The organism is Nostoc sp. (genome assembly GCF_036917575.1).
GTDB lineage: Bacteria > Cyanobacteriota > Cyanobacteriia > Cyanobacteriales > Nostocaceae > Nostoc.
In genome coordinates this window covers 86380-106047 of record NZ_JBALDC010000097.1, presented here as the reverse complement: position 1 = coordinate 106047, position 19668 = coordinate 86380, and the positions used below count along the sequence as shown (strand labels likewise).

At 37.5% G+C, this 19668-nt stretch carries 18 protein-coding genes; 11 read left to right on the top strand and 7 right to left on the bottom strand.

The window, feature by feature from the left end:
* Positions 1-136 precede the first annotated feature (136 nt).
* From V7K79_RS27980 to V7K79_RS27960, 5 genes are all read right to left on the bottom strand, one after another.
* A complete protein-coding gene (locus tag V7K79_RS27980) occupies positions 137-574 on the bottom strand; it encodes a bifunctional diaminohydroxyphosphoribosylaminopyrimidine deaminase/5-amino-6-(5-phosphoribosylamino)uracil reductase RibD (RefSeq protein WP_335052514.1) in 438 nt (145 codons plus the stop codon).
* A gap of 12 nt (positions 575-586) precedes the next feature.
* Positions 587-754, bottom strand: a complete 168-nt coding sequence (locus V7K79_RS27975) for a hypothetical protein (RefSeq protein WP_335052512.1) — start codon at positions 752-754, stop codon at positions 587-589.
* A 49-nt stretch (positions 755-803) separates the two neighbouring features.
* A complete protein-coding gene (locus V7K79_RS27970) occupies positions 804-1502 on the bottom strand; it encodes an HAD family hydrolase (RefSeq protein WP_335052510.1) in 699 nt (232 codons plus the stop codon).
* Positions 1503-1570: 68 nt separating this feature from the next.
* Complete coding sequence (locus V7K79_RS27965; RefSeq protein WP_335052508.1) at positions 1571-2425, bottom strand: HAD family hydrolase; 855 nt, start codon at positions 2423-2425, stop codon at positions 1571-1573.
* Positions 2426-3315: 890 nt separating this feature from the next.
* Positions 3316-4557, bottom strand: a complete 1242-nt coding sequence (locus V7K79_RS27960; protein WP_335052506.1) for a peptidase — start codon at positions 4555-4557, stop codon at positions 3316-3318.
* Positions 4558-5092: 535 nt separating this feature from the next.
* Between V7K79_RS27960 and V7K79_RS27955 the strand changes: the two genes are divergently transcribed.
* From V7K79_RS27955 to V7K79_RS27940, 4 genes are all read left to right on the top strand, one after another.
* The gene (locus V7K79_RS27955) at positions 5093-7153 is read left to right on the top strand and encodes a serine/threonine-protein kinase (RefSeq protein ID WP_335052504.1); all 2061 of its coding nucleotides are present in this window, start codon (positions 5093-5095) and stop codon (positions 7151-7153) included.
* 251 nt (positions 7154-7404) lie between these two features.
* A complete protein-coding gene (locus V7K79_RS27950) occupies positions 7405-8652 on the top strand; it encodes an O-antigen ligase family protein (protein WP_335052502.1) in 1248 nt (415 codons plus the stop codon).
* 15 nt (positions 8653-8667) lie between these two features.
* The gene (locus tag V7K79_RS27945) at positions 8668-9813 is read left to right on the top strand and encodes a glycosyltransferase family 4 protein (RefSeq protein WP_335052500.1); all 1146 of its coding nucleotides are present in this window, start codon (positions 8668-8670) and stop codon (positions 9811-9813) included.
* A 27-nt stretch (positions 9814-9840) separates the two neighbouring features.
* The gene (locus V7K79_RS27940; protein WP_335052498.1) at positions 9841-10032 is read left to right on the top strand and encodes a hypothetical protein; all 192 of its coding nucleotides are present in this window, start codon (positions 9841-9843) and stop codon (positions 10030-10032) included.
* A gap of 502 nt (positions 10033-10534) precedes the next feature.
* Here the strand turns inward: V7K79_RS27940 and V7K79_RS27935 are convergent.
* Positions 10535-11848, bottom strand: a complete 1314-nt coding sequence (locus tag V7K79_RS27935) for a TldD/PmbA family protein (protein ID WP_335052496.1) — start codon at positions 11846-11848, stop codon at positions 10535-10537.
* 344 nt (positions 11849-12192) lie between these two features.
* Positions 12193-13053, bottom strand: coding sequence for a Tab2/Atab2 family RNA-binding protein (locus tag V7K79_RS27930; RefSeq protein WP_335052494.1), 861 nt, complete (start codon positions 13051-13053; stop codon positions 12193-12195).
* A 323-nt stretch (positions 13054-13376) separates the two neighbouring features.
* Here V7K79_RS27930 and V7K79_RS27925 point away from each other — a divergent pair, with 323 nt between their 5' ends.
* The 7 genes from V7K79_RS27925 to V7K79_RS27895 all read left to right on the top strand — a co-directional run bounded on the left by V7K79_RS27925 (position 13377) and on the right by V7K79_RS27895 (position 19651).
* Complete coding sequence (locus tag V7K79_RS27925) at positions 13377-14444, top strand: sulfonate ABC transporter substrate-binding protein (protein ID WP_335052492.1); 1068 nt, start codon at positions 13377-13379, stop codon at positions 14442-14444.
* A gap of 180 nt (positions 14445-14624) precedes the next feature.
* A complete protein-coding gene (locus V7K79_RS27920; RefSeq protein WP_335052490.1) occupies positions 14625-16334 on the top strand; it encodes a fumarate reductase/succinate dehydrogenase flavoprotein subunit in 1710 nt (569 codons plus the stop codon).
* Positions 16335-16347: 13 nt separating this feature from the next.
* Positions 16348-17067 carry a pyridoxine 5'-phosphate synthase gene (locus V7K79_RS27915; protein WP_335052488.1) on the top strand — a complete coding sequence of 240 codons (720 nt, stop codon included), beginning with the start codon at positions 16348-16350 and terminating at the stop codon, positions 17065-17067.
* 30 nt (positions 17068-17097) lie between these two features.
* Positions 17098-17793, top strand: a complete 696-nt coding sequence (locus V7K79_RS27910; RefSeq protein ID WP_335052486.1) for an HAD family hydrolase — start codon at positions 17098-17100, stop codon at positions 17791-17793.
* Between the two features lie 75 nt (positions 17794-17868).
* Positions 17869-18648 (top strand): class I SAM-dependent methyltransferase, encoded by a 780-nt coding sequence (locus V7K79_RS27905; RefSeq protein ID WP_335052484.1) that lies wholly within the window; start codon positions 17869-17871, stop codon positions 18646-18648.
* 19 nt (positions 18649-18667) lie between these two features.
* Positions 18668-19129, top strand: coding sequence for a GNAT family N-acetyltransferase (locus V7K79_RS27900; protein WP_335052483.1), 462 nt, complete (start codon positions 18668-18670; stop codon positions 19127-19129).
* 9 nt (positions 19130-19138) lie between these two features.
* Entirely contained in the window at positions 19139-19651 is a 513-nt protein-coding gene (locus tag V7K79_RS27895) for a GNAT family N-acetyltransferase (RefSeq protein WP_335052481.1), read from the top strand.
* Positions 19652-19668 lie beyond the last annotated feature (17 nt).

Below are 19668 nucleotides of genomic sequence, written 5' to 3'. Positions count from 1 at the left end.
AAATGCCCGAATGTTCCCATGTTTATTGTCTAGTTGTTTGGCGCTCGGTACGGCGCAGCCGCACCGTCGCTTGTGACAGTTGCGTAAGTCCTGATTATTTAGGGCGATCGCACCCGGTACACCGGAGTTATCCAAATCATCTATCAGTTAAAGAAACGTATTGTTGAAGAAAAGCATTTACTTCATCGGCATATAACCCGACATGAACTGTTTTTCCTGCTTTTTTGAGAATATCTAATCCTTTACCGTTATTGCGAGGATCTGGATCAACTATCGAGACATATATTTGCTGAATACGTGGATCTTTAGCGATCGCCAAAGCACAAGAGGGTGTGCGTCCCTGAAAAGAACAAGGTTCAAGAGTAATGTACATTTGCAAACAGTGCAAATCTTGACCTTGAATGTGGGTTAGTGCATCAGCCTCAGCATGATGTTTTCCAGGGGAACGCGTATATCCTGCTGCTACTATCTTGCCAGAATGGACGATTACACAACCTACTGGTGGGTTAGGTAAGCATTCTGGTAAAGCTTTTCTGCTTTGAGCTAAAGCAGCTAGCATAAATTTATCGTCCATATTCTTGGATATTTAAACCTTATAAAAAGCTGGCGGATAAATAATTTTTCCTCGATATTTTACCTGATAACCTTGTAGTAGTTTAACCATAAACACATCTTCGGTAACTAAAAACAGATAAGATAGCTGCGCTCTTGATGTTTGTTGATTATTAAAGACACAAAAAATTGTACTAATCATAATTATCTTATTAATTTTGCACAATCTTCTTGCAATAAAATACTGTAGTTCAGTTCCTACCTGTAATATTTTCCTTAGCTAACGAGGGGAGATTAATGATATTTAATAGCATATCTACAACTTCACTAAAAGAAGCTACTCTATTGACATTTTCTGATTCTACATAACCGAATCCATAGGTAACGTGAATAAAATCAACTTCTGCTTTTATTGCTGCTAATCTATCACTTTCTGTATCTCCAATATATATTGCATTTTTCAAGCTATTGCGCTGACAGATTGCGATGATATTTTCAGCTTTAGGCTTTTGAGTTCTGCCAAAACATTCTGAGTCTATAAATATATCCCCAAAAGTCTTGCTTGTATTATTACTGTTTAAATGCATCGAAAGAAATGCCTGTAAGTACCAATACTCACAATTGCTAACTATAAACAAGGGAAACTGAGCAGATAAAGTATCTAAATATTCCGAAACTCCCTTATATAAAGTTCCACCTCTAGTTTTTATCTCTTGCTTTTCACAGTCTTCTATTAAAAGAGAAATTTTATAAATACTTTCCTCTGCTAATTCGGGAAAAATATTTTTTACACAGTCTATAAAAGGCAGACCACTTACCCTAGAAATATCATCCTCAGTAATAAGAGTTCTCTGAATATTAGCAATATTAATTGCTTGATTCCACGCAGATGCACATATACTTGATATATTCCAAAGAGTTCCATCGAGATCAAATATTATCCCAGTCATTTAATAACTCCCGAACGAAACCAAGCAATTTTAATTACTAGAGTGCTAGCAGATATTAAAATGCAACTTCAGAGCGCGTCTGTTTGACCAATCCAATCCTGATGAATGTATTTAACGACGCTATCTTCCGTGTTTGAGCCAATTACTAATGTTGCGTAACGCTTAAGTTCAGCATCTGCGTTAGCAACTGCAATGGCACGAGCGGCAATTTTGAACATTTTGATATCATTAATTTGATCTCCAAAGACCACAATCTCACTTTCCTCTAACCCATAATTTTCTACCAAAGTCCGAATAGCTTGGTCTTTCGTAGCTTTGTAGTCATGAATTGTTAACCAGTACCAACCTGGAGAGTATTGGTTCTCAATCAAGTGTGTCTCTACACTAGTTCCGTGTATTTCAATAATCGCACCTTGAAGTTCGAGCAGTTGCTGTGCGTGACCAATCACTGTTAGACAAACAACTCGATCGCCAAAAGAATGCGTCAAATCTTCAATTGCTCGCCATCTGCGGTCTTTGCTTGTTAGGCGATCGTTAAGATGCCAACGCATACCATCGTTGATTACATCCTTATAGTAAGCGCAATCTTCCATGCCATTAAAACTAGATACAAACGGAACACAGCCGAACTCCAGGATAAGTTTGTAGATACTTTCAACCACATCAGGACAAATAGAATTAATAATTTCGTGTTTGCCAGAATCTAAATCAGAAATAAAAGCACCATTAAATTCGATAACCGGGAGACGAAAATTCAAACCCTTCAGTATCACTTGCATAGAAACGACGCTGCGCGCACTGGCTACAGTAAACTGTAGTCCTTGATGCAAGAGTTTGTGAAGTACTTTCTTGCTGAATGAAGAAAGAATTGCATTATCTCCAAGCAATGTACCGTCTAAATCACAAATGTAGACAGTGTTCATAAATTAATCGGGGACACTGATTGAGAGAAGAATTATACCTTAATATACTGTAAATCGCTAGACTTGCTGTTATATACAAGAATAAGTTTTATTTTGATAACCTTGATGGGTGCAGCTTATAAATCCGCAGTTGATTTTGTCCAAAAAACCGTCAATTGACATTTACTCAAAAGATTTACCTGCACTACCTCCTGCCATTTTTTAGTTCTGTCAAACTCACGTTAAATAAGAAGGTAACAATCTCTCCACCAATTGGTGGTAGACGTTGGTGGCAGGTTTAAATCTCCCACTATACGTCTGATAACTGTTTACTGTTCACTAATTTAATAGACTAGAGGATTTTTACATAAGTACTTTATTGTAAAAGGTACAGAAAAGTATGATTTCTCGCCGTTATTTCTTACAATTTGCAGGTTCAACCAACAATGCTGTCAGGGAGTAGCAAAAGGAGTAGTAATTGCCGCAGCGCAACGCGATGAAGAAGCCGCAGAACTAAATAATCAAGGTGAACAACCATTACAACTAAATAGATCGCAGACAAAATCACCACTTGATTTTATCAGTGATTTCCTTGATGACGTGAGAAGCGATGGCTTTACCAACGCCAAGGGCGAACGCGGTGGTAGTACTCAAACAGCAGAAGTTTACACCACTGATGTTGCTACTTTGTCGATCTCCTTTGAGGTAGATGTTTAATTGCAAAATCTGGTGAGACTATTACAGTAATACCAATTCCAAATCCAAAATTCATACATTAAGAAAGCCAAGCAGAACAAAGGTATGTCCGTATGTATCTGTTGTATTCTTTTTTCAAATTGGTATAAGTAAAGAAAACATTCCAAGCTATGTCCACTTGTATAATAGTCTCGACACCAGAATCGGTAATTACTTCAGAAAATAGTCAATCTATATTTACCACGTTCCTGTGGATTTTTGGAAGTAACAACTATATAGTATGTATCATCTTCAGGCAACCTAGCTCGGTCGATTAAAGCACTGTAAACACCACTTTTATCTTTGTCTTTATCAATAGCGATCGTCTCTCCTTTAGAATTTAGCAAAGCTACGTAAGGAGAAAACTCTTCATCAACGCTATCTACACGAATACTTATAAGCTGATTTTTTTTACCTTGAAAATTAGAAACATTATAAGCGCCTCCATTTTGTTTCAGGGTTGAGCTTTTGGCAGTCAGTTGACCTGATTCATCTAAAGTATAGCTAGCTCTGTCATTTCTGAGAGCCAAGCTATAGCGACCTGTATCTGCAGGATCTTGACTAGTAACTGCAATCTTGTAAGTGCCATTCTTAGGTAGTCGCGCAAAAATGAATGCATCATCGCCACCACTGTTTTTATCTAAAGCGCCTTTTTTAACGATAATATTGTTATCAGGATCGTGCAGAAACAACAAGGGTTTTAAACTCAGGTTATTGGATCTGCGTGTATCATTACTACCAATCAGTCTAATTTGCACTAATTGATTTTCTCTACCCTGAAACTCATAGAAATGAAAATATCTACCTTCAGATTGAAAGTCATTCTTACTCAAAATACCTAATGCGACATCTACAAAGTTAATTTCTTTGTAAGTTGGTGTTGCAGACGAAGAAAGCGCTGAATTATCGAGAGTTTGGTTCCTAGTAGCGACATTAGAACTTGGCTTGCGAACTCTCCCTGAGCCACCATTAGAACGATTGGCATTTGAGTTAGCAATTCTAGCTCTAGACGACGATCTAGATGCAGAGCCACCGCCATTGGAACGATTAGAATTTGAGTTATAAGTCCTACTTCTAGATCGTCTAGACGTAGAGCTATCATCTGAAACGCTAGAAGTTCGTTGAGAATTTTCCCTGTGAGACGATACACGAGGAGTCTGCTGTATTGGTGACTCAATAGGCGTTTTCCGTCTTGGAGATATTGATGCCTCAGAAGCAGGAATTTGCTCAATTCCTTTTTTTACTGCTTCTGGTTGTCTCTCATCTGGTGATTTAGCAATTATAAATTCTTGAGAAATTTGAGATTTTACCAAAGCACTTATAGGCAGCACATTACTTGTAATTAACAAACTACTACTCACACAAAAAACTAGAAGATGGCTTAATTTGTAATGATAGTTTTTGTTTTCTAATAGCATAATCACGCTCCTAATTTTGTCTATTCCTGAAATACAAAATTAATACCAATTGCTGTTTTAACCGCAGCAGTCATTTAAACGGAAAGGGAAATTTGGCGTATATACCTTAGTGGCTCGCTAAAGGCATCGCCTGTAATCAGATGAATTTGTGTATACTACATATGCAAATGGTTACCACAATTAAATCAGAAAAATTATATTTTCAATTCAGACTAATAGAGGAAATCTCAATTTCGTAGGTATATACTGAGCTACAAACTTAAATTGCTGCTTTTCGGATATTTTGCCCACGTATTTTTGTAAACCTGACTAAATTGCTTACAATGATGTAATACACAAGCAGACCTGACGCCCATCAATTTGTCAAAAGGCATCGCTCAAACACAATTTTTTGCAAATTATCTAAATTATTCAATACCTGATAAGGTAAGGAAATTGGTGATTTATATAGTGTCTCAGTGATATTTACTAACAACAGAGATTATACTGTATGACTTAAGATGAATATATACCCCAATTGAAATGGATTCCCAGTATGCTCTGTTGTGTGAATCCCGATTGCCAAAAACCCTTAAATCCTGATAAAAACAACTATTGTCACAGTTGTAGAGCGGAATTGATACCCCTGCTAGGAGGTCGCTATCGTCCCACTCAGGTTTTATCAGACGAAGGTGGATTTGGTAGAACTTATCTGGCAAAAGATGTACACAAACTGAATGAATGCTGTGTTGTTAAGCAATTCGCGCCAAAACTTCAGGGAACTGGGCCACTAACAAAGGCCGTTGAATTATTTAAACAAGAAGCGAGCCGACTTCAAGAACTAGCAGAACATCCGCAAATTCCAACTTTATTAGCTTATTTTGAGCAAAATAGCTATCTCTTTTTGGTGCAGCAGTTTATCAATGGGCAAAACTTACTCAAAGAATCGGAAACGCGGGCAAACTATAACGAAACAGAAATTCGCCAACTTTTGTTAGATTTACTGCCGATACTGAAGTTTATCCATGTGCGGGGAGTAATTCATCGGGATATTAAGCCACAGAATATTATTCGCCGTCAAAGTGACGGACGATTAATCCTAATTGATTTTGGAGCTTCTAAGCTGTTGACAGCAGCAGTGCAGACTAGAATGGGCACTGTTATTGGCTCACACGGATATACTGCACTTGAACAGATGCAAGATGGAAAAGCTTACCCTGCCAGTGATTTATTCAGTTTGGGGGCTACTTGTTTTCATCTTCTGACTGGAGTTCGCCCATCTCAACTGTGGATATACCAGGGTTATGGTTGGGTTGCATCTTGGCGGCAACATTTAACCAGTCCAGCTAGGGAAGGGATTTCTATATCTATAGAGTTGGGTGAAGTTTTGGATAAGCTGTTGCAACTAGACATCCAAAAGCGTTATCAATCAGCTGATGAAGTCATCACTGACTTGACACCTCAACTACCACCATTGTCATCAGTGCCCCCAACTATACTTACACCAACATTTGCAGCTACCCCAGCAAACAAGGGGCCGGTTTCACCAAAATCAAATAACAATCTGAAAAGTCAACTGCTGTTAGGTTCTAGCATTTTGGTCTTGGGATTAGGGGGAGTTTGGTATTTTCAGTCTCGTCCCCATACAGTCAGCGAGCTTCCTGAACCTATTTCTCAGCCTATTCAGCCCCAAAAAAACGTCTCAGAAAATTCTTATCTACCCAAACCCTTCAAGGGACATTCTAGTGACGTGAATTCTGTAGCTTTCAGTCCTGATGGTAGAATCCTTGGCAGTGCCAGTGATGATAAGACAATCAAGCTATGGAATCTGACAGATGGACAAGAAATCCGCACTTTAGAAGGACATTCTAATTGGATTTGGACTATAGCTTTTAGTCCTGATAGCAAAATCCTCGCTAGTGGCAGTGCAGATAAGACAATCAAACTGTGGAATCTGGAGACAGGAAAGTTAATCCGCACCTTACAGGGAAATAGCGACGGAGTTACTTCCGTCGCTTTCAGTCCTGATGGCAAAACCCTTGCCAGTGGCAGTGCTAGTAAGGATATGAAAATCAAATTGTGGAATTGGGAGACAGGAAAGTTAACCCGCACCTTAGAGGGACATACTAATGGCGTTGCATCTGTCGTTTTTAGTCCTGATGGTAAAACCCTTGCCAGTGGTAGCTGGGATAAAACAATTAAATTGTGGAATCTGGGCACAGGAACGTTAATCCGCACCTTAAAGGGAAATGCAGAGTCGATTCTTTCAGTGGCTTTTGCTCCCGATGGCGTCATCCTTGCCAGTGGCAGTAAAGACAAGACAGTTAAATTGTGGAATCTAAAAACAGGAAAGTTAATCCACACTTTGAAAGGACATAATGATAAGGTTAATTCTGTTGCCTTTGTACCGAGCGTAAGTTCAAATGGTATTACCCTTGTAAGTGGCAGTAGTGACAAGACAATCAAACTTTGGAACCCAGTCACAGGAAAGGAAATCCGCACTTTGGAAACAGGTTCTGGATATATTTATGCTGTTGCCATTAGCCCAGATGGACAAACCATTGCTGGTGGTGGAAGTGGGGAGAACATTCTCAAAATTTGGCAGATGATTAATTAAAAATATCTGATAGTGTACATTCGTTGAGATAGATTGCAACTTTTTCGGGTTCTATCTCAGAATATTTAGCTGTGCAAAAATCTGAGATTAATCCTAGCTTCAAAAGATGATATTGGCGAAGACTGGATTATAATAATATTTTTTACGTGCTCAGGATTATAGCTTGAAAAAAATAAAAATCTATCTATAAACCTACTTTTGTAGGTTTATGCATTTTTCTCCTGTAAAAAAATATCTCTAAATAAAAGGTTATGATTAATAATATATTTTTCCTTCTTATCCTATTTTCTTCACTTCTAGGGCGAGTTAAATTTCCAGGAATAAATATTGGTATTCATTATTTATTACTTCCTGTATTTAGCTTGGGAATCATTAGTTTCTCTTTAAAAGACATACCAGAAGTTGTTAAAAAGCAGAAAATAATTTTGATATCTATAAGTCTAATGTATTTATGGATGTGGCTGTCCTCATTAATGAGCGGGTTTCAAAATATTGCTATTACTTATAGTCTCAAATACTCAACTTATTACATACTATTTTTTGCTTTTTTAATATTAACTTTTAAAAAGATAGGAACACCATCTTTAACATTTTATTATCGTTGCATATTGCACTTACTACAGATAATTGCAGGTTTTGGTTTTTTAGAGGTTTTCTTTCCCAATAACTGGATTTTTAAATTATTAAAGTTTCCTAGCTTTTATCCTGAGATTGGTTCAATTATGCAAAACCCTAATCAATTTGGGGTTATAGTCGCCATTGGATTATGTTTAAGTCTGATTTTAGAAAAACAGCATAAAATCTCTAAAATTGAATTAAATATAAGTGAATTAATTTTTATAATTTCCTTAGCTTTGTCTGCCAGCGGAAATGGTTGGGTCATTTTTATAATTGGTATGTTTCTTTTACTAAGATATAAAATTATTAGTTTTAAAAAAATGATTTATCTCATAAGCTTGTTGTTTGTATGCATTCTAACTGTACCAGTTTCTACATGGAGACTTGGTTTGGCAGATAGTAAAATATTCCCATTAATTAATATATTTTTAGAAAACTCAAATTCAGTAAATCCAAACGAAAAAAAGCCTCATACTCTTGTATTAACAGGTTTATCAAGGTTTCAAATCTGGCAGGCAGCTATTAATGAAACTATTAAAAAACCACTTACTGGTATAGGTATAGGGGTTTTTCCAGATCAGATAGGAGTGAAAGTTTGGGGGAAAAAAGGTTATCATGCACACAATATATTTTTAAATGTGTCAGCAGAACAAGGAATTCCTGGATTATTACTATTTACTAATTTTTTAAAAAAAATAGTATTTAAAGTTAAAAATGCTAATCCATTAATTACTGTTCCGATTATTCTGTTTTTATTGTCTCAACTTATAGATTTTTTTACTGAAGACTATACTTTTACAACTATTGAGTTTTATTTTATAGCAGCAGCTATCAATTATCAAAAAGATATTGTCGTGCAATTAAAACCTGAAGTTATTTAAAATGCCAAAAAACGTATGACTGCTAAACCTCATTTTTACTTAATCTTTCCGAATATATTCGATTTCAAAGGAGGTATTCAAGTTTACTCAACTTTTTTGCTAAAAGCTTTACAAGATATATATCCTGAAGCTGATTATGATGTATTTCTAAAATATGATAGGTATAGTTTAAACCAGCCAGAGAAATTGCAATTTTTAAGTTCAACAAGATTTCATTATTTTGGAGATTTACCAAAATTATTACAATCAATTTTTTTTATCACGAAAATAATTATTTTAGCTATTTTTCAAAATCCCATTATAATAATTTCCACTCATGTTAACTATGCAATTGTTTGTTATATTCTAAAATGTTTCACTGGAATTCCTTACTGGGTGGTTGCTCATGGTTTAGAAGTTTGGGAGATCGAAAAAAAGGCAACAAAATTCGCTTTAGAAAAAGCAGATAAAATTATTAGTGTTAGTAATTACACTCGTCAGCGCTTGCTTAAAGATATAAATATTGATTCCGATAAAATAGTTATTTTACCTAATACATTTGATGCTAGTAAGTTTAGAATAAGTTATAAACCTACCTACTTACTTAAGCGATATAATTTAACAGCTGAACAGCCTGTAATTTTAACAGTAACGCGGCTGGGAAGCATGGCAAAATACAAGGGTTATGACCAAATCCTGTATGCTTTAGTTAAAGTGCGATCGCATCTCTCTAATGTTCACTTCATTCTTGTGGGGAAAGGAGATGATATACCTCGAATTAAAGCTTTAATTACCAACTTAAATTTACAAGATTGTGTGACAATTACAGGATTTGTTCCAGATAAAGAATTGTGCGATCATTACAATCTCTGCGATGTTTTTGCTTTACCTAGTAAAAAAGAAGGATTTGGGATTGTTTTTCTAGAAGCTTTAGCTTGTGGAAAACCTATATTGGCGGGTAATCAAGATGGTTCTATAGATCCCTTGGCTGACGGTAAATTGGGATGTTTGGTCGATCCTGATAACATTGAAGAAATTGCCGATAATCTAGTTCAAATCCTGCAAGGCGATTGCTCTAATCGAGTAATTTACCAACCAAAATACTTACAACAAAAAACTATTGAAGCTTTTGATTTTAGCCAGTTTCGTGCAAGTTTAGCAAAGTTAGTTAGTGACAAGTAGTTACAATTTAAGAAAATTTGTTAAAAAATGGAAGATTCAATATTTGTTATATTTCTTGCTTTTGGGTTTCTTTGGGTTTTGATGGGAGTTGTAGGTTGGGTTGCGTTTCTAAAATCTGAAGGTGAGGAAATTAAGTTTGGTAAGTGGGGACTTTTGGTTGCTATTCCAATCTTAATACCAATAATTTTTACTCTGATTATTGGCGTATTTTATCATTAAAAAATCACTAAAATCTATGTTTTTTACTTTGGAATCGCACCTCTAACCAAAATCACTGTACTTTCTGCACCAGAGGCGATGTACTCTTGCGGATTTTTAACAAATCTGATTGCGTTACAATTCCCCTGGTGCTCCCGAATCAAATGCAATTAGTGTAAGGGATGATCTGGGCCGCAAAGGCGATCGCTAAACCTCTTATAGGCTGCCACCAGGTGCGAAAACGCTGATTTATACCAATTTTTGATTTTATATTTGGGATTTTTTATTACAAATCTTTACTAAAACCTGCTCAGTGGAATCTTTAGAAGATGTTTTAAAAGTCATTGGCAAAATACAGCAGAATTCAGAATGTGCTGCGCTAATAGAAGTAAAACAGGCTTTATATCTGGCTTTGAAACGAATATTTGTGTACTTCCCTTAAAATTTGCCGTATAATTAATTACCACACAATTTCTGTCTCCAACTACGAATTACGAATTACGAATTATGAATTACGAATTATTTAATTGCTTCTTCCCGTGGTAGATAGCCCTTCTACTATCAAAGACGGAGTATAACAAGAGCCATTCCAATCAACATCGTTGCCTAGTGTAACCAATTGCTTTAAGGCTGTGTAAACATTACCTGCAACCATCGTATCCTTAACACGCCCAATTACTTGACCATTTTGGACGCGGTAGCCTAAATCGACGTTAATTGAAAAATCACCAGTAATACTGCCTCCACCACCTAACATTTGATCCACAATCAAGCCATCATCTAGTTGTTTAATTAAATCTGGTAGCGATGCCGAACCTGGCTGGATGAGAAAATTAAATAAACCAGGGGTAGGATAGCTACCTAAACCAGGGCGAAAACCATTTCCAGTGGTGTCAGTACCCAGTTGGGAGCCGATAGTGCGATCGCTATAAAAATGCTGTAAAGTCCCGTTTTGGATAAATATTAGAGATTGAGTTGGAGTGCCTTCATCATCAAAAGGGCAACTGTAGGGGCCAGCTTCTGGATCTTGGTAAATGGTGAGACTGGGTGCAACTACTTCCTTACCCAAACGTTCTGCCCAAGGTGAAGCTGCTTCTAAAACTCGCTTGCCATTCAAAGCAGCTTGCACAGTACCCCAAAGCATATCAGCGGCTTTAGAAGTGAACAAAATCGGGACGCGACCAGTAGGAGGTGAGATATTTTCTCTGGCCCAAATTAACCGTTGTAAAATTTGATGAGCTAATCTCTGTGGGTCGAGTTCCCCCCGGTTGGTTTGACCATCAGCAACACTTAAAAAATCATCACCACGCACCCATTCTGCTGATACATAGCAGCTGAGGGTAGTATCAGTATAGTGACAATCTAAACCTTTGGTATTGACTAGTCTGGTGGTTTCAATATCACATTCCCAATCACCATTGCATACAACATCGGGATAGGCATCACGGATGAGTGCGATCGCTTCTTTGCCCCAGTCCACCAAAACCTCTATCGGTAAACTTTCTCCTAAATCAGGGTAGTCAGGCTGAAAGTTACAGCCTAATTCGACAGTTTCCGGTTGATTTAGTTGACTCAAAGCCAGAGCTTTTTCCACCATTACTTCGGCTAAGACAGAACCGTAAGCCACCGTCAGTCCCGGACACCCGTTTCGCCAAAGCCGTAGTGCCGTACCTTCAGATTGGTTAGTTTCCAGCTGTTTGAGCCGATTTGCCTCAAAAAACACGGGACGAGAAAGCGATCGCGACTGATACACTTCAGCAGCTTCTGCTCCAGATTTTATAGCTAGTTCCAGCAACTGTTCGGCTAGTGTATCTTGTGACAAATTTTCAGAACCCATGACCCTTAGTAAATTGTGGATTTTGAACCGTATATCAACGCTGTCTGTTGAAAGTGCGATGTTTACGACGGGCTACGCCTACGCACTTTCCAGTAATGAACGCAGATAACTATCCAAAAATCATCAGTGTTTCCTTACAGTTACGATTTGGAACCGCAGATCAACACTGATGGACGCAGTTAATTATCCCAAATCATTGTCATGTCTCAACGGATCTTGTCATTTGTCATTAGTCATTTGGCATGGTTATTCTCCTTATCTCCCCAATCTCCAATCTCCAATCTCCAATCCCCAGTCCCCAGTCCCCAGTCCCCAGTCCCCAGTCCCCAGTCCCTAGCCCATTTTCAAAGATTGACCTCTTGCAACAGCCAAAAACCAGCAAATGATTGTGCTTTGGGATCGGACTGTATGCCGATAAAATGTACTCCATTAGCTTTTTGCTTGGCTGCTTCAAAACCTTTAGCTTCTGTTAAAATTTGAGGTTTTTTGATATTTGCTACAATCCAGCTTTCAGTCACACCAGTTTCTAAAAGCAATCTCGCCTCTTCGCTGGCGTCAAATCTTAAGAAAGCCAACTCCAAACCAGACATCCAACCAGCCAAGGGCAACGCTCTTGATGAGAAAATCAAAATACCAGGAATACGGGTTTCGGGTGAAACTTTCGCCAACTCTAAAGGGAAAGCTTCACCAAAACCAATTTCCCACTCTGGCATATCAGCAAAATCCGCAGCATCTAAGGTAACAAATACCCACTGCTGTCCTTCTAAAGCATCTGGTAAGCGTTGCGGCAAAGGTTTCTCCAAGCGGACTGAAGGATTTGTTCCCCCTTGATACCCTACCTCTTGAGGATACACTTCTTGCATCCGCTGTTCTAACCATTGGTTGAGAACTAAAGTGCGGCGGCTAGGCAGGGCGGGAATGCCTATATCTTGGCAGGCTTTAGTAATCATATTGTTCATTTGGCGGCGGAAAAAGCGGATTTTAATTGGTGCTTTTCCAGCTTGGTTAATAGCTTCCTGCAATGCTGTCCGCAACCAGCCCGAATTTACCTGGGTACTGGGACAATATTGAGCAAAACGAAACAAAGAATCTGCTTTTGCGCCTATATCCAAGGGGCTTTCGCAGACTAAGACTTCCCAAACTTTTTTTTGATTAGCGTCCAAAATCGGACGAGAGTAAAAATCAATTTCCCAAATACTGCCCATGTTTTCCGGTAAAAATCTGGCTGTGATGTTTTGCTGATATCTCGATCATACGAGTGTTGGGGCAGCATGGGGAATAAGGAAGCTTTCAAGGGTCGGTAAGCGATCGTTGAGTATGATAGTAATAATTGGCATTTGTACAAGTTGCAATGATTCGGTTAATGCTGAGAAGACTCGCTTATTTTTGGGTCAGATTCAGTATTTTGTCCGTAGATATACTTATTTTAATCTTGCATTTATAGATTGTCTATGTGAATATTTTATAAATAAAGTACGGTAAATAGCTAAAATTAGCGTAGTATACAATTTAATTGTAGACTAAATGTATGTTGACTAAGTATTTACCGAATCGACTGATGAAGATTGCCAGCAGCTTTCTTCAAAATTATAAAATATCTAGAATTGGTATATTTACCTCATTCTTTGCCTGCGGGTTAAGTTTGACTCTTGTGATATCTGCGTGTTCCAACAACACAAGTAATTCTGCCCCAACGCAGACAGCAAATCAAAGTGCGACAAATCAAAATGTTGTGGTTCGGATTGGCTATCAAAAAGCAGCAACTATTCTCAACACCATGAGAGTGCAAAAAGATTTGGAGAAAGCTTTTACTGCTAGTGGCGCTTCGGTGACATGGGCTGAATTTCCTTCTGGGCCGCCAATGTTAGAAGCAATGAACGCAAGGAGTATTGATTTTGGCTACACTGGTGAATCTCCCCCAATCTTTGCCCAGGCTGCGGGTAATCCCTTGGTTTATGTTGCTTACGATCCTTGGGGTCCCAAAGCAGAAGCAATTCTTGTGCCGAAAAGTTCATCTATTCAAACTCTTGCAGACCTTAAGGGTAAACGAATTGGTGTTGCTAAAGGTTCAAATACTAACTACTTATTGGTAAAAGCCTTAGAAAAGGGAAAAGTAGATTATAAGGATATTAAACCTGCTTTTCTCCAGCCTCCTGATGCCCGTGCGGCTTTTGAGGGTAATAATGTTGATGCTTGGGCAATTTGGGACCCTTACTTATCGGCGGCGCAAGCTGCTACAGGCGCACGCACTCTAACTGATGCAACTGGGTTAGCACCCAATCGCGGTTACTATTTGGCTGCTAAATCTTTTGTTGATAAGTATCCTGATGCTTTGAAAACAGTGCTTGATGAAGTAAAAAAAAGAAACAACTGGGCAAAAAATAATCCCACAGAAGTTGCTAAATTTCTCTCACCACAATTGGGTATTGATGTTGGGGTGCTGGAAGTTGCCGAAAAACGACGAGACTATGGCGTACTACCGCTAACAGAGGAAGTGATTCGCAAACAGCAAGAGATTGCCGATACCTTTTACAAAATCAAGCTGATACCGAAATCTATCAATATTAGTGAAATCGTTTGGAAAGGCAATCAATAGAAGGTAGAAGAATATGAATGAAGATTTTGAAGAACATACCCTACGTTCTGGTCGAAAAATGCCATCTATTCGGATGAGAAAAAAATTGTAATTAGAGGATCTGAAAATTCAATTTGTAATTTACAAAGTTCTATCTTTCTCATCCTCCTTATCTTCTCTATTCCCTACTCCCAAAAGCTTATGAATATCAACACCCAATGGATGAAAACAGATGTGCTTGTGATTGGTGGCGGTACAGCCGGGACAATGGCTGGAATTAAAGCCAAACAAGCAAATCCTGATGCAGAGGTACTGATTTTAGAAAAGGCTAACATCCGACGGAGTGGTGCGATCGCAATGGGTATGGACGGAGTGAATACCGCAATCATTCCCGGTCATTCCACACCAGAACAATATGTACGCGAAGTCACCCTGGCTAACGATGGCATTCTCAACCAAAAAGCCGTTTATCAAACAGGTAAATTAGGTTACGAGGTTATCCAAGAATTAGAAAGCTGGGGTGTAAAATTTCAAAAAGATGCCCAAGGCAACTATGACTTAAAACAAGTGCATCGTGTAGGTAAATATGTTTTACCCATGCCAGAAGGCAAAGACCTGAAAACCATTCTCACCCGCCAAGTTAAACGCCACAAAGTCAAAGTTACAAATCGCGTCATGGCAACACGCGTATTAGTCAAAGAAGGACGTGCTATTGGTGCAGTGGGATTTGATGTGAGAAACGGCGATTATATAGTCATTCAAGCCAAAGCCGTCATCCTCTGTACAGGTGCTTGTGGCAGACTAGGATTACCAGCTTCTGGCTATCTCTACGGCACTTATGAAAATCCTACCAATGCCGGGGATGGCTATTCAATGGCTTATCATGCAGGTGCAGAACTTAGCAATATTGAATGCTTTCAAATTAATCCTTTAATCAAAGATTATAACGGCCCAGCTTGTGCTTATGTTGCTGGGCCTTTTGGCGCTCATACAGCTAACGCAGAAGGAAATCGCTTCATTAGTTGTGACTATTGGAGTGGTCAAATGATGTTGGAAATCTGGAAAGAATTAAATTCTGGTAAAGGGCCAGTCCAACTCAAAATGACTCACCTTGATGAAGATACAATTGCTGAAATTGAATCCATACTTTGGGCGAATGAACGACCAAGTAGAGAACGCTTTCATCAAGGCAGAAAAGAGGATTACCGCACTCACGGCGTAGAGATGCATATTTCCGAAATTGGCTTATGTAGCGGTCATAGTGCCTCTGGTGTATGGGTAAATGAAAATGCTCAAACAACAGTCTCCGGTTTGTATGCAGCCGGAGATATGGCCAGCGTTCCCCATAATTATATGATTGGAGCATTTGTTTTCGGTCGCATAGCTGGAACTCATGCCATTGAATATATTCAAGATTTGGATTTCCTAGAACCAGATACAGATTTTTTAGAAACTGAGAAAGCTAGAATTTATGCACCTTTAACTCGCCACAATGGTGTACCTCACACCCAGGTCGAATATAAATTAAGACGCTTAGTTAATGATTATTTGCAACCACCAAAATCAGGCAACAAGATAGAGATTGGTTTAAAACATTTTCTTCAATACCAACAAACATTAGATGTAATGGGTGCGCGTGACCCCCATGAATTAATGCGTTGCATAGAAGTACATTTTATTCGCGACTGTGCAGAAATGGCAGCCAGAGCCTCATTATATCGTCAAGAAACTCGTTGGGGACTTTATCATTACCGCTTAGATTATCCAGAAAAAAATGATGATGAATGGTTCTGTCATATCAACTTAAAGAAAGATGAATCAGGACAAATGATCTTGTTTAAGCGTCCTGTAGATCCTTATATTGTAGAAGTAGATACAGTTAAAGAGTTATACGATGTAACTGTGAGGTAATATATTCAATCTGATGACAAATCTCAGTGTTAATCTGAATAAAGTTGCTTTACTTAGAAATTCTCGCAGTTTTGGTATACCAAACGTCATCAAAGCAGCTTCTACTTGCATTCAAGCAGGCGCACATGGAATTACAGTTCACCCACGTCCAGATGAACGACATATTAAGCCTGAAGATATTTATGAATTGGCAAAAATGCTAACTTTTGAGTTCAATATAGAAGGTAATCCATCACTTCAATTTTTAGAGATCATCCGAGAAGTAAAGCCAACACAGTGTACTTTGGTTCCTGATGCACCTGAAGCTTTTACCTCAGACCACGGATGGGATTTAGCTACAAATGGCTTTTGGCTCAAACCAATTATCCAAGAGTTAAAAGAAATTGGAATCCGAGTCAGCCTATTTATTGATCCCGACTTAACTGAAATTGAACGTGCTAAAGAAATTGGCGCAGACCGCATTGAATTGTATACAGAACCTTACGCCACAGCTTTTCGTAACAATGATGTGGAGTTAGTTTTACACCAGTATAAACAAGCAGCAAAAAAGGCTCAGGAAATTGGTTTAGGAGTCAATGCAGGGCATGATTTAAATTTGCAAAATTTAGAAAAATTTTGTTCAATTCCTAACATAATAGAAGTTTCAATTGGTCATGCCTTAATATCAGATGCTTTAGAAATGGGAATGTTTAATGCGGTGAAAAAGTATTTAAGTATTCTTACTCATAATTAATTAGATGTATTACAATGTAGTAAAACAAAGATGTATTACGAAGCAATAATTTTTGATCTCGATAATACCCTATTGAATTTTGAACTATGTGAACGTCAAGCTATTTTAGGAACGTTAGAAACTTGTGCAATATCCTTAGATTTACATGGCATAACTGAAACTAATTTTCTGCAAGTATATGAAACTTATAGCTCCCAGTATTGGAGACAGAGAAATGTCTTTACTCCTAATGAGTTAATTAAGATGTCTTATGAAAGTACACTGGCTGAGTTAAATATAAAAACAGAGAAAATTAGCCACCTGGGGCAAATCTTTTGGCAGATTTTTAATCATTCAAGCTTCATGGAACCTAATGTATATGAAGTATTAACTGTTCTCGCGCGCAGTTATCGTTTAGCTGTGATTAGCAACGGTTTGGTATCAGCGCAGCTACCGAGAATGCAAGCTGCGGGAATCGATCATTTTTTTGAAGAAGTTGTAGTTTCTGAAGCAATTGGTTTTGCGAAACCATCTCCTGAAATATTTAATCATGCATTATCTAAATTAGATTTAACTCCAGCACAAGTCCTTTATGTAGGAGATTCTCTCAATCATGACTATGCAGGAGCAACACAAGTCAATATGGATTTTTGCTATTACAACAGAAAAAATCAAAATTTATCACAAGAAGTGCAGCCAAAATTTATTATAAATAAACTTTTAAAATTGCTAGAGTTGGTTAAATAATAAATTTTTTTTCTTCATTTAAAATTAAAGCTTAAATAGTTTATTTAAATTATTTTGAGGGATTATATAAGAAATATGTCTATTTACAATTCAATTGGTCAACAATATTCCGAAACTCGCATTCCTGATATACGCATCGTCAATCAATTAATTAATTTACTCAATTTACCAAAAGATAGTGTTATTGCTGATATTGGGGCTGGTACAGGTGGTTATAGTCTAGCCTTAGCTAACCAAGGATTTATTGTTAATGCTATTGAACCTTCTGTAGTGATGCAAAAACAAGCAGTATATTCACAAGTTAAGTGGTTTACTGGTCATGCAGAAAATTTACCTCTCACAGATAAGTCTGTTGATGGTGTTGTGAGTATCTTAACAATTCATCACTTTTCCAATCTCGAAAAAGCATTTCAAGAAATCCATCGAGTTATTAAAGATGGAACAATAGTTTTGCTAACTTTTGATATTAGATTAGCTCAGAAAATATGGCTTTATGATTATTTTCCATTTTTATGGGAGGATGCCTTACGATTATTACCACTTAACGAACTAACTAACTTGATGCACAGTAATACTAAAAGACGTGTTGAAGCTATACCTTTTTTGTTACCACATGACTTGTCTGATTTATTTGCAGCAGCAGCTTGGAGACGACCAGAGTTATATCTTCAACCAGAGGTACGTGCGAGTATATCGTCTTTTGCATTAGCAAATCAAGATTTGGTAGAGCAAGGATTACAGTTACTTGCAGCAGATTTAAGTAGTGGAGAATGGACGAAAAAATATGGTGATATTTACAATTTGACAGAGATTGATATAGGCTATCGTTTTATACGTGCGACGTTGGATAACTAAATAATTGTAATTTGAAATTATGACAAATCAAGTCGCTATTAGTGAGCAATTTAAAATTAAACAAGCTGAGATTAAAGATGTAGAGAGAATTACTAGTCTTTGTGAACAACTTGAATATTCTGTGACTAATCAACAAATCGAGCAGCGCTTTACTAAAATTAAAAATAACGATGCTCATATTGTGTATGTTGCCACTTTAGAAGATGAATATGTAATAGCTTGGGCGCACGCTCATATTTGTGACTCAATAGTTATTCCAACTCCAGCGATTATTTTGGGATTAGTTGTAGATAAAGATTATCGTCATAGTGGAATTGGACGTTGTTTGATGCAGCAAATTGAACAGTGGGCTTCTCTGGCTGGATGTGATAGTGTTCTGTTACGTTCTAATATTAAACGCAAAGAGGCACACTTATTTTATGAAAAAATTGGCTATACCAATATTAAACAGTCGTTGACTTTTTATAAGCAATTGATTTAGTAAAATAATATGCAGCTAATTGATATATTTACAACTCAGAGGATGTTCGCAGAATACCTGCAATCTAAACATTTAAATGAACTTTATCGGATGCATCAAAATAAACAAGTTATGGCAACTTTAGGTGGTGTTCGTTCTGATGAAGAAACACGACTTTTGATTTTAAATAACTTGAATCATTGGCAGCTTTACGGGTTTGGACTATGGGTATTTCGAGACAAAGTTAATAATCAGTTTGTGGGTCGTGCTGGACTTCGGAATACTCATGTAGAAGGTAAGGATGAGGTAGAATTAGCTTATGCTCTCATAGCTAAATTCTGGGGTAAAGGTTTAGCCACAGAAATGTGTGAAGAAATATTAAAAATTGGTTTTGAACTACTGAAGTTACCGGAGATAGTTTGCTTTACTCTAACGACTAACAAAGCGTCACAAAGAGTTATGGAAAAGTTGGGGTTTAAATACGAGCGTGACATTATCCATGCAAGTTTACCTCATTTCTTATACCGCTTAACAGTTGAATAAAAAATAATGGAGCAGTT